10 protein-coding genes are annotated in these 12803 nt (G+C 40.8%); 2 read left to right on the top strand and 8 right to left on the bottom strand.

What is annotated here, in order from left to right:
* Positions 1–116 precede the first annotated feature (116 nt).
* The 8 genes from MKY15_RS16165 to MKY15_RS16130 form a co-directional block, all read right to left on the bottom strand.
* A complete protein-coding gene (locus MKY15_RS16165; protein ID WP_342538017.1) occupies positions 117–1328 on the bottom strand; it encodes a type II secretion system F family protein in 1212 nt (403 codons plus the stop codon).
* 2 nt (positions 1329–1330) lie between these two features.
* Positions 1331–2368, bottom strand: coding sequence for a type IV pilus twitching motility protein PilT (locus MKY15_RS16160; RefSeq protein ID WP_342538016.1), 1038 nt, complete (start codon positions 2366–2368; stop codon positions 1331–1333).
* Positions 2369–2379: 11 nt separating this feature from the next.
* Positions 2380–4038, bottom strand: a complete 1659-nt coding sequence (locus MKY15_RS16155) for an ATPase, T2SS/T4P/T4SS family (protein WP_067208104.1) — start codon at positions 4036–4038, stop codon at positions 2380–2382.
* 26 nt (positions 4039–4064) lie between these two features.
* Complete coding sequence (locus MKY15_RS16150) at positions 4065–5372, bottom strand: hypothetical protein (RefSeq protein ID WP_342538015.1); 1308 nt, start codon at positions 5370–5372, stop codon at positions 4065–4067.
* Positions 5362–5826, bottom strand: a complete 465-nt coding sequence (locus MKY15_RS16145) for a hypothetical protein (RefSeq protein ID WP_067208100.1) — start codon at positions 5824–5826, stop codon at positions 5362–5364. Before MKY15_RS16145 ends, MKY15_RS16150 begins: the two co-directional genes overlap by 11 nt.
* Before the next feature lie 236 nt (positions 5827–6062).
* Entirely contained in the window at positions 6063–7670 is a 1608-nt protein-coding gene (locus tag MKY15_RS16140; RefSeq protein ID WP_338652777.1) for a GGDEF domain-containing protein, read from the bottom strand.
* Between the two features lie 143 nt (positions 7671–7813).
* Positions 7814–9517 (bottom strand): sensor domain-containing diguanylate cyclase, encoded by a 1704-nt coding sequence (locus tag MKY15_RS16135; RefSeq protein WP_342538012.1) that lies wholly within the window; start codon positions 9515–9517, stop codon positions 7814–7816.
* A gap of 108 nt (positions 9518–9625) precedes the next feature.
* Complete coding sequence (locus MKY15_RS16130) at positions 9626–10846, bottom strand: folylpolyglutamate synthase/dihydrofolate synthase family protein (protein WP_342538011.1); 1221 nt, start codon at positions 10844–10846, stop codon at positions 9626–9628.
* A 62-nt stretch (positions 10847–10908) separates the two neighbouring features.
* Here MKY15_RS16130 and MKY15_RS16125 point away from each other — a divergent pair, with 62 nt between their 5' ends.
* Positions 10909–11775, top strand: a complete 867-nt coding sequence (locus MKY15_RS16125; protein WP_342538010.1) for a RimK family alpha-L-glutamate ligase — start codon at positions 10909–10911, stop codon at positions 11773–11775.
* A complete protein-coding gene (locus MKY15_RS16120) occupies positions 11772–12569 on the top strand; it encodes an ATP-grasp domain-containing protein (protein WP_342538009.1) in 798 nt (265 codons plus the stop codon). Before MKY15_RS16125 ends, MKY15_RS16120 begins: the two co-directional genes overlap by 4 nt.
* The last annotated feature ends 234 nt before the right edge of the window (positions 12570–12803 follow it).

The following is a 12803-nucleotide window of genomic DNA, read 5'->3' as shown; positions in this document are numbered from 1 at the left end:
TCCCTTTTTTCATCTTCTTATTAAACTTACATCTTAATTATACCTAATTCTACAAAATATGAAACTACTATATCGATAATTAGTACGTCATTTTTACTAATTATTGAAATTACCCCTTACATTCCGTCTATGTTATTAAACATTTCGAACATCGGCATCATAATAGCGAGGACTATAGTCCCGACCAATCCAGCCAGCAGCACAATCATCAAAGGTTCAATCAAGGCTTTCAACCGATCTGTCGCAGCTTCCACTTCTTTCTCGTAGAAATCGGCAACTTTCGCCAACATCGCGTCTAAAGACCCTGTTTGCTCACCAATTGCAATCATATGGGGAATCAGCGGTGGAAACGCCCAGTGCCCATTCATCGGCTCCGTCAACGAACCGCCCCGTTCCAATGACTCTCTTGACTTTGCAATCACTCTAGAAATGACTTCATTTTCTACTATCTTTTCTGTCATGGACATCGCCTGTAGAATTGGGACAGAACTCGCAAACAACGAACTTAACGTCCGCGTCATTGTCGCCAAAACAGATTTTTTCATAATGTCACCAAATATCGGTAGCCTTAATAGAAACGTATCTAACAAAAGCTTGCCTTCTTTATTACGCTTCATCATCCAAATCCCACCTACAACAATCACTGCGAATAAAACCAACAAGTACCAGTAACTGGTCACAAAAGTACTCGCGTTCATAACGAAGCGCGTAATCCAAGGTAACTCTCCTCCGAAACTGGCAAACATCTCGACAAACATAGGAACGATGGTCGTCAATAAAAAGATAACAACTCCGATTGCCAAAACTGCGACGACTAATGGATAGGACATCGCAGACACAACTTTTTGCTTGAGCTGATGTGATTTTTCAAAATGATCAGCAAGACGATCAAGTGAATCATCAATCGTACCGGACATTTCGCCTGCCCGAATCATATTGACGACGATTGGTTCGAACGCTTTCGGGTGTTTTGTGAATGCCCCCGACAATGAACCGCCTCCACGTAAATCATCGTTTACCGTTATGAGTATCTTTTGGAACGGTTTCGATTCGACTTGCAATGCGAGAATACGAATAGCATCAATGATCGTAACTCCCGCTCTAAGAAGCGTTGAAAATTGACGGAGGAACATAATTAAATGTTCTCGTTTCACCGGTTTTCCGATGACGATTTCTTTTGTCAGCGCAGTTTCTGCTTGCACAGTTAAGTTCGTCACACGGATTCCCTGACTCTTTAATTTTATAGCAGCTTCCCGCTTGTCCACTGCTACGATGACACCTGTCCGGATTGCTTTTGCATCGCGTCCTTCATACTTGAAACGAGCCATCGTTACTCATCACCTTCTAAATACGGCGTGGCAGTATCATATGAAACAATCCCTTGATCAAGAAAGGTGCGGACGGAAGATGCCATCATATGCATCCCAGACGCACGGTTTGTTTGAATAATAGTTGGAATCTGATGGACTTTCTCTGTCCGTATCAAGTTAGCAATAGCGGGATTATTAATCATTACTTCCGTCGCAGCACGTCGTCCTTTGCGGTCAGCTGTCTGGAGTAATCGCTGTGAAATAACGGATGTCAAAACGCCAGCAAGCTGGACACGAATTTGCGACTGCTGACCATGCGGGAATACGTCAATAATCCGGTCAATAGTCGATGCAGCACTCCATGTATGGAGCGTAGCCAGAACAAGGTGACCCGTTTCGGCCGCAGTGATCGCTGTCGATATTGTTTCCAAATCTCGCATTTCCCCAACAAGGATGACATCCGGATCCTGCCGCAACGCAGCACGTAACCCCGATGTAAATGAAGCAGTGTCAAATCCTATTTCCCGCTGATCAATAATCGATGTACCATGCGCATGCATATACTCAATCGGATCTTCCAACGTAATGATGTGTTTGTGCATTGTTTCATTCATATATTTGATCATCGCTGCAAGTGTCGTCGATTTACCCGACCCCGTCGGCCCTGTCACAAGGATGAGTCCTTGATGCGTCTGCGCCAACATCTTTAACGTTTCTGGCAATTGCAAGTCATCGATTGTCGGTATTATCGTTGGTATCGTCCGAAAAGCAAGTGATATAGAACCGCGTTGCTGAAATGCATTGACACGAAAACGAGCCGCTCCCAGGACTTCATAGGAATAATCGATTTGGCCATGCTCCACAAAGTCTGGATACATCTTATCCGGAATTGTCAATTGTGCGACTGATTCAGTAAATTCTTTATCAATCAACACATCGCCATAGCGTTTTAAATCCCCGTGAACCCTGAATATCGGAGGCACCCCTACCGTTAAATGAATGTCTGAAGCATTTAACTTAAACGCCGTCTTTAGCAGCTCATCAATCTTCCTGTTCATGTACAAAACCCCTATTCAATCAATGCGACGCGCAATACTTCTTCTGTCGTCGTAATCCCTTGTTTTACTTTCAATAAACCATCATCCATCAAAAACATTGTCTTATTGCGAATTGCAATTTCTCTCAAATCTGCGGTCGTTCCGCCTCTATTAATAACGTCTCGCATTTCGTCGTTCAAAACGAGCACTTCGTGAATGGCAATCCGCCCGCGATACCCAGTCATATTGCATACCGCACAGCCGGAACCTCTTATCACTTTTTCAATCGTAATACCCCGCTTCGCAAAAATCTCCACTTCGCGACTAGATGCAGCCATTTCTCGTCCACAATCTCGACAAACACGGCGGATGAGCCGTTGGGCGATAACAGCATTTAGCGATGAAGTTACGAGAAACGGTTCGACACCCATATCTAACATCCTTGTAATCGTAGCAATCGAATCATTCGTATGGATTGTACTAAGAACTAAATGACCAGTTAATGATGCCCTAATGGCAATTTCAACTGTTTCACGGTCACGTATTTCCCCGACCATAACGATATCTGGATCTTGTCTCAATATAGACCTTAGACCTGCCGCGAATGTCAATCCGACATTCGGGTTCACTTGTATTTGGTTTACCCCTTCTAGCTGATACTCAACCGGGTCTTCTACTGTAATTATATTCACTTCTTCTTTATTCAATTTATTAAGCGCTGCATAAAGCGTTGACGATTTACCCGATCCCGTAGGCCCTGAAATAAGGACAATTCCATTAGGTTTTTCTATTTGTTCAAGGAACCGGTCCAGATTCAACTTATTGAAACCAAGTTTCGTCAGGTCGTTCAAAGAACTGCTGAGATCTAGAATACGCATGACAATTTTCTCACCGTAAACTGTCGGTAACGTGGAGACACGAAGGTCAATCGGTCGAAAATCTACATTCGTCTTGATGCGGCCATCTTGTGGTATCCGGTGTTCTGTAATATCTAGATTTGCCATAATTTTTATACGTGCACTAATCATCGCCTGCATATGCTTCGGTAAAAATCGTTCCGATTTCAACAAACCGTCAATCCGGAAGCGTATAGCGACTTGATGCTCTTGGGGGTCGAAATGAATATCACTAGCCTTTTGAGTGATAGCTGAAGACATGAGTTGATTGACAAGCCGGACAATCGGGGAATCCAAATCCGTCAACTCATCTTGTTGTTCTATCTGTTCAGTTGTCTGTTCGATGAAAAGCTCATCGAATGACTCCTCATCGTAATACTTTGAAATAGTCCGCATTATATCATCTTTTGATGCAATCGCAGTTTCAATATGGAACCCAGTAGACAACCGCAAATTGTCGACTGTAATATAATCCATCGGGTCAGACATTGCGACAAAAAGCCTGTCCCCCTCAGCTTTCAACGGGACAAGCAAATTGCGTTTAGCAAATTCTTTCGGTACAACATTAAACAGTTTCGGATCAAAAGGGTATCTAAACAGATTGACGTGCGGAATACCCAGTTGGAATTCCAATACCTCAATTAGTTGCTGTTCGGTGATAAAACCGTATTGAAGGAGCGAGTCGCCAAGTTTCTGATCGCGCGGTTTTTCGCTCAATGCTGCTTGCAATTGTTCATTTGTAATGAGACCAGACTCAACGAGCAGGTCACCTAGTCTTTTACGTGTAGTCGACATGCTATTCCCCCACTCCGTTCTCAAGCTTACTCAATTATATTTCCACCTTTATCATATTGAACTTCTATCTCATCTTCGCCTTGTAATTGTGAAGGGTCTTTATCAACGTTAGACTCCAAACCATTTTGGAAATCGGCAGAGTTTTGATTGTCCTGAGAATTGACTGTTCCATCATTGCTATTTCCGGGAATTTGTTGCGACTCTTTTTTCAATGGATGGAGTTCGATTTTAGGCATCGGAGCATAAAAGTCAGATGAAATCATTTCATCCACTACTACCGAGCCTTCGTATGAAATCGTTCGGTGGACTTCCACTTCCATTCCTTTTCTGCCTTCATCAGCTACACTTACTTGTCCATTTGGTATAAATGCGCTAAATTGCTGCACTGTTTTTGGCTCGAATGATTCTAGTTGCCCGACAAACGGTGAGTAGGAATAGAGTAAAGGCATACCGGTAATTGACGAAACAATTGTTCCATTGGCAGATTGAACATGCAACTGGAAAGCCGTCTTATTTGGATTGGTGAATATGAAATTTAGTCCAAGCCGCTCATTGACCGCTGCTTCGAACCCTGGTTCTGCGAATGGTGCTAGCATATTTCCTATATTGCGTTCATCGATAACAAAATTCGTCTGCAAAATTGTCGCATAGAGAACAGATGCAAGAACTGTTAGCTCCTCGTCAGACACGACACCAATCTCATTATTTTTAATGAAATCAAATAAAGAAAACGTTGCAAAAGATGTGATTTCCATACCATTTAAAGCATTGATTAAATTCGTCAACGAAGTCGAGGGCTCTGTTACTGCAATCGATGATGTTGCGATTTCTATTTCCGTGAAATCAGAGTAATCCGTAATATGAATAGTCAGTGGCATAATACCTGTTCCTAACTCCCGTTCGATACCAGTTGCAATCGATTGAAGACTATCTTCACTAAACAGGATTGAAGAAAACTGTTGTGTCAGAATCGTTCGAAGTCCATCGACTGAAACTGTTGCGACAATGGGATTTTCTTTACCAGAATTCGATTGTTCAACCGTTTTTTCAACGTCGAAAGTAACTACTTCGGCAGGCAAAGCAACTGTGATATCCTGATAAGTTAAATCGACTGCAAAATCTGTTTGAAGTGTTATGAAATCTGCTGCGAGTTTTTCTTTCACCGCTTGTTCTTTTTGTCTTGAGATATCGAAAGGACCGACAAAGGTTTGATCCCCAAAGTCCTTTGATGACACATTAGTAAATGCAAGGGCACCAACAGAAGAAAACCCGTAAAAAACGAGCGTCGACGTCAAGACTATGATAAACGTATTTAAGAATCCTTTACTTCCCATCAGAACGCTCCTCTCTATCGTTGAATTCACTCTGCCCACTTTCAATTTCTTCTCGATTTGCGCTCATCCATTGATTCAAATCATCCTCAATCGGTTCCATCGCAAAACCAACTTCCTTGTTAACTGACGCAGCTATTTCTTCATTCGCATTGATACGGTTAGTGTTGATAATTTCACGAGGGATATCTTTTACTACGGGGCGCTCAGAAACGGTTACTGCCTCCGGTTCAGATCGCTTGTCCAACAAAACTGAAACAGCGAATGCAAGTCCGAACATCGCTACTAGGACATAGAGCGGATCAAATGCGCCTTGCATCAGTAGACCAATAACAGCTATAAATAATCCAGCCATCGTTCCCAATAAAACCCGATTACTTATTCTTTTCCGACGAACTAAATAGATTACTATAGGAAGGGCTAGAATCGCAGCTACTAGTAGAATGATATATTCCATATGTGGTCTCCTCTTACTCGTTTAATAATTGATAGTTTCTTTTTAATTAGAACAATATAATTGTGGATAGTTATTATGTTTACTTATTGATTTACCTATTACTATTATCATAGACTTTCCACAGTTTGTCACTGTAAAGATTGTCAAACGGGAATAAAGATATATAAAAAAGACCGGTTTCCCGGTCTTTTTTTATAAATTAATTTTATAAAATTAGGACAATCTACGATTTAGCATCATAATGTTTCAACGTATTCCCTTCCATAAACCCCTACTTTATTTCTTCCTGCTTGCTTGCCACCTATATACAATGCTCGGTCGGCATTACGCAAAAGCTCTTTTGCATCTTTTGCGTCTTTAGTTACATTAGCAACGCCAATGCTAACAGTCATACAGACATCGACAGGCTCGCGGTCTTTAGAAAGATCTGGAATGATACGAAATATAGATGATTCCACTTCTTCACGAATTTTTTCTGCGAGTTCACCCGTTTCATTTTCCCCATAATTCGGCAAGACGATGACGAATTCTTCCCCTCCGTATCGTGAAAGTGTTGCGTCAATCGGAACAAATGATTCAAGCAGTCTAGCAAGTGCCTTAAGAAGATCATTTCCACTCTGGTGTCCATGTGTATCATTAATCGATTTGAAATGATCGATATCTAGCATTAAAACCGCAAGTGAATTGATAGTCCCAATATGGAATCGTTGGATTTCTTCGTCAAGCTTTGTATCGAGGTAGCGGTAGTTATGCAAGCTAGTCAAACCACATCGTACACTTTGCTCAACAGTCTTTTCATAATAGCGCGCCTTTACTAATGAAATTGCAAAGTATCCGGTCAAAACGTCAACGATTTTCATTTCCATCGCTCGAAATACATTTTTCCGCTTGGAAGTTAGGATTAGAAATCCTTCTGTTTTCTGATTTCGCTTGATTGGAGCGGTCATGACACTTTCCACTGGTTGGTTGAATTTGAAGTTATTTAGCGCCATTGCTTCTTTTTGGGTCGCAAAGATTTTCGGATTGTCCATATCCAATCCATCGTCTACAGTTTTTTCTAGATGAAATGAAAGTCCAGTCATATCTTTTGTAATCATCCCATTTTCAGAAGCCATCAACGTGATTAAATGCTCCCCATTTCGAAGATCTAGAACATAAGCATTGTCATAAGGAACCACATCTTTTAGCTTTCCGATGAATGTCCGAATCACATCTTCAAAGCCCAGTCGCTCAGCAAGTTCACGCCCGATAATACCCGCAGAAGACAGTTTGTCATTTAAATTATCAGACCGATGATACAACCTTGCGATTAATAATACGAGAAGGAATGGGATGCCAATCAAAAGTATTGCATTATTACCAAATTGTTTATTTAGAAAATACAGGGATATGCTGAACGGAAACAACAACATTGTAGAAGCAAAATCCCATACTACAAATTTTTCTTTAAAAGAATAAATGCCAAGTTCGAAATATAAATAAACTTGCATCAAAACACTATTAATCAGCGAATAACTAATCGCATAAATAAGGCCAAATAAGCAGATGTTCAAGAAATCCGTCGAACCAACTTCTCCACCTGCATAATGAAATAGAGTTCCGCTCGCTAGTGAGATGAGTGTGAAAATTAGGGAATTAACAAAAAATCGATGCATATGGGGTAAATCTGACTTTTGACTAAATACTAGGATAAGCATTGCAATCTGTGTAAAAACCAACTCTGCGAATACTCCGTATTGAAAAAAAATGGTGAAGGTAATCCAGCGTTCAAAGGAAACTGTTATGTTTTTCAGTTGTAAAGGCATTGTCATCGTCACGAATAGCAGTGCAAACAAAATGCTCAAATTTAACCATTCTATTTTTATTGATGGAAATAAAGTGAATGCAAGAAAGATGCCAGGAGGAACGATAACAATCCACGCTATTAAAGTGCTAATCTGAAACCTTTTAGATATCTCCATTTCCCCTGGCACTACCTTTCATTAATTCATTTCACATATTCAGCAACCCTATTTCGCCCTGCCTGTTTGGCTCCTAAATAAAGTGCACGATCCGCATTGCGCAAAAGCGTCAGCACTTCATCCGTATCAATTGGAGCCGATGAAACACCGATACTCGATGTAATACGGACGACTAGCGGATGCTTATCCTCAACTAGATCTGGAACGATCGTAAAATCATGTTCACCAATTTCAGCGCGTAGACTTTCAGCGAATTCCACAGCTTCCTTTTTTGCAATACCAGGCAAAATGTAAACGAATTCCTCTCCTCCATAGCGGCCAACTGTCCCACCAATAGGGAGTTCAGCTTCAAGTCTCTTTGCAAGCATACCTAAAATATCGTTCCCACTTTGATGCCCATACGTATCATTCACTTGTTTAAAATGATCAATATCAAGCATAACGACTGAAAGATTTTTTATTGCGTTGTTTTTAAGCCTGTCCATCTCATACGTTAACCGTTCCTCCAGATACCTATAGTTATAAAGTCCAGTTAACGCACAACGCTCATTTTTTGTAACTGCTTCTTGCATATAGCGTGCTTTTTCCACCGAAACAGTGAAATAGGAACATAGTAAGTCTAAGATTTTCAATTGATAGCCATCAAAGAATGCCTTCTTTTCTGAGGCCAAAAACAAAACTGCCTCGATTTTCTGGTTCCGTGAAATTGGGACACAAAGTATACTTTGCATTCCATTAGGCGAATAATCTTTTGAAATCGATTCCCACTCTTTCCTTTCCGAATAGATGATTGGCTTGTTTTGTTCAAGAACTGATCCCGCAATTCCTTGTCCCGCAGATAAAAGGGCAAAATCGATATCAATGAATTTATCATGTTCATAGGAACGGAGGAGCTCTAGCCAACCATCCTGATGGTCAAAAAGATACGTATACTCTGCATCAAACATGTCCGACACTTCCATGACGAATTGGTCAATTACAGCCTTTTCCGTTAATAATTCCGAAAGGCCGTTACCAATATCCCCCGCTTGCCGCAAATCACTATTAATTTTTTCCGAATTATTATAAAGACGGACAATTAATGAGATAAAGAAAAAAGGAATTCCCATTAAAAAAAAGGAACCTCCCCCAACTAGTTGCAATAAATAATAGAACGTGAGTGATAAGGGTAGAACAACCAGGATCATCGCATAGTCGACCAATAGATCTTTCGAAAAGAAAGGCGAGTTAACTTTTTTGTACATTGCATATAATCTCAGCACTATGTTGTTGAATGCTGTATGAATGAATTGATAGCAGAACACCGCAACGATAACTGGCCAAAATTCGATTGAGCCGATTTTCCCACCCACTATATCAAAAAAGATCGCGGCAATAATCGATAAAAAAGTAAAAAGCATCGAGTTATTAAAAAAACGTTGTAGCAATTGTAACTTACTCGGTAATGACAAAAGGATTGCAAGGATTGAAATTTGCATGACTATCATTTCAATAAACAGTCCATACATTAAAAAAGCAGGTACAGTCACCCAAAGTACTAGAAATATCGGTATACCGTTCCATAATATCGGGAAATAGGTAGTGAGAAATCCGAATACTATAAAAACCGCCACGTACATCCAGTTTACTTGCACTGGAGGATAATTTAAAAAAACATAAATCAATCCAGTTGGAACGGTCAATAACCACAAAATAAAATAATGTATAGTGGACCTATTTGCAACCTTCATTACATTATCCACTCCCAAATAAATAAGTCAGAAAAGGTAGAAGTCTTCAAAAGTTTATCAGACCATAATACATTTGTCACTATTACCCAAAAAAAGTTTTTTGAGTAATCAATTCTCTAGATAGTCCATTAGACTACTCAACAGGTATAGTGAACCTGTTACTATTTTCTTCTTATTTCTTACATTAGATAGTATTATAGTATTACTTTCGGCAGTTGTCACCTTTTTTACTTCATGGTGGCAATATTTCATTAATTGCTCGCCGGTGGCCGCTTGAGGATGTGGAAACGTCAGGAATGTGAATGATGCCGCAACTTGGATGAGCTCATTCAGCGTTTTCTCAATGTCTTTCCCTTTTAGCATCCCAATAATGAAGTCCACTTTCTCCCCCGGGAACTCCGAACGAATTGTGGCTGCTAACGCCTTTGCAGCTGCAGGATTATGTGCCCCATCCACGAAGACCCCTGGTGATATTTCCTGGAAACGATGTGCGAGTTGCGTGATAGCAACTGCCCAAGAGACCGCTTCTTCAGCAAGCTGAATGCCAGCCACTAGAAGTGATTGAATCGCAACCGCGGCATTTACACCTTGGTGCAGCCCTTTCATTTTTCGTCCAGCCAACTGGAACGTTTCAGTTCCGTTAAACAAATCATCCTTCATATCAAAACGCTCACCGTACATAAAAAGGGCGCTACCTTGCTGACTTGAAATAGTACGGACAACTTTGAGTGCTTCCTCTTCAAGTAACAGCCCTGTTACAACAGGAATTCCCTTTTTTATAATGCCTCCCTTATGCCTTGCCACTTCCGCAACAGTCGTCCCTAGAAACGCAGTATGATCAAGTGCTATTGAAGTAATAACCGAAACAAGTGGTGTCACGACATTCGTACTGTCTAGCAGTCCACCCATTCCTGTTTCTAGTAAAACATAATCGGGCGCAAGTCGTCTAAACGTTGTAAATGCTGCTACAGTTAGCAATTCAAAATCTGTCAGGAACCCGCTCAATCCTGCTTCCTTCATCGCCTGAAATGATTTATCTAATTCCTCTTCCGTTATCACTTCCCCATTAATACGTATTTGATCATGTATGTCAATAATTGCTGGCGACGAAAAAACACCTGTCGACAATCCATGCTCTTTCAAAATTGCTTCCATAAATGCAATCGTAGAACCTTTCCCATTCGTCCCTGTTACATGGATAACTTGCAATTGTTTTTCGGGACTACCCATTTTTACAAGCGCTTCCTGCACTGCCTCAAGACCAGGCTTAATAGAGTCATCACTATCAATTCCCCATCGTTTTTTATATACATTCATTTTTGGAATCAAAACTATCCCTCCGTATGTTAGAATCTAGTTAGAAAAAGTATATCATTCCCGGAGGGTTCCTAATGCAAAGTTGTTGGGTTATTTATAATGGAAGTTTAACAAGCGATAAATTTAAGGATCAAGCTGAACTGATGAAAGAAGCTGCGGAACGCGCGGGTGTTTGCACTGAACTCAAGAAGAACTATGAAGTGATGATGAATTTGGATACGGTTTTAGAGAATCGTCCCGATTTTGTTATCTTTCTAGATAAAGATATTCTACTCGCTAATTTCTTGAAAAACTCAGGAATTCCTGTTTTCAACGATCCCGATGTCATTGAAACATGTGATAATAAAGCCATACAATATCTCGAACTTTCGAAGCAGGGCATTGCGATGCCCGAAACAATTATTGCACCGAAAGTGTATCCGTATTTCACAATCAAAGATTCAGGTTACTATGAACAAGTATTGGAACGTCTAGGACTGCCAATGGTCATTAAAGAAGGTCATGGTTCATTCGGCATGAAAGTGTATTTGATTGAAACAGAAGAGCAATTTTATGAAAAGACGGATGAATTGGGCGGTATCGACTATGTATTTCAGAAATTCATCGCAACAAGCAGAGGTCGTGATATTCGGGTGAACATCGTCGGGGACGAGATTGTAGCAGCAATGCACCGTCACTCTGAAACTGATTTCCGGGCGAATATAACGAATGGCGGTGTGGCAACAGTAATCGAACTAACAGACCAACAGAAAGCGTTAGCGATACAAGCTGCCCACGCAGTCGGTGCAGAGTTTGCCGGTGTCGACTTATTGTTCGGTGACAACGAAGAACCCCTCGTCTGTGAGGTCAATGCGGCCGCCCATATCCGTAATATTTACAATGTGACCGGTATCAATGTCGCGGATGCGATGATTTCCTATATTTTGAGGAAGCTAGGTTGAAGGGCTATGTTTATTATTCAAAGGCAGAATCAGTTAGAAATCATGCGTTTATTGATGTTTTGATAATCGAATCTGAGAAAATTGGAATTGAACTGCAATTGCTAGTTGAAGATGAAAAACCAAATTCAGATGCAGATTTCATTCTTTTTAGAGATCGCAATCCTGAACGCGCTGCTACATTTGAACTTAAAGGTTTCCGTGTATTTAACCGAGCAGAAGTAAACCGAATTGCGAACGATAAATTGCGGACATTTGAACTAGCTACCCTGCTCGGCGTTCCAGCTGTGCCTACGCGAAGAATTCGTTCTATCGAAGAAATTAATTCGTATCCTTGCGTGTTGAAAACGGTCGATGGCCATGGTGGGAATGAAGTTTTTCTTTGTACATCAACTGCGGACGCAAAGTTGTTTTTCACCAAATTCCACGACCGAAAACTAATTGTCCAACCCTTCATCGAATCCGGCGCCCGAGATATACGCGTATTTATGATTGGCAATGACGTTGTCGGAGCCGTAAAACGCACTGGCCACGGGACATTCAAATCAAACTACACACTTGGTGGCTCCGTCGAAAAATACATACTTTCTAGCTGGCAGGAAAAAGATGCGAAAACTATTTCCCGAGCAATAAAAAGCGATTATGTGGGGATTGATTTTTTGTTGTTGCCTGATGGGAGATGGCTGTTGAATGAGATTGAGGATCCTGTTGGGGCACGATCGCTGTATACAACGCATGATTTTTCTGTGGCTGAAAAGTTGATGATGTATATCAAGAGGAAGCTTTCCGGAGAATAGTTAGTGGCAAGTATTTTTGAGTAACCCAAGACTAACAACTTGAGTAAACGTGGAAAAGATCAGTCATCTGCATAGATGTCTGATCTTCTTTTATAATCTTAATTGTGTAGTGATATTGCTAATGGCATCCGAGTGCGTGTCACCATTTCGCCCCGACAACGTTCTTCATGTTTCCATAATACAACAACCAGTAACTAAGAAAACGGTGACAGACACTCGTGAATCAAAACTCAA

Source organism: Sporosarcina sp. FSL K6-1540 (assembly GCF_038620285.1).
Taxonomy (GTDB): Bacteria; Bacillota; Bacilli; order Bacillales_A; family Planococcaceae; genus Sporosarcina; species Sporosarcina psychrophila.
The sequence above is the reverse complement of the archived record's forward strand: the minus strand, read 5'-3'. Positions and strand labels throughout refer to the sequence as shown.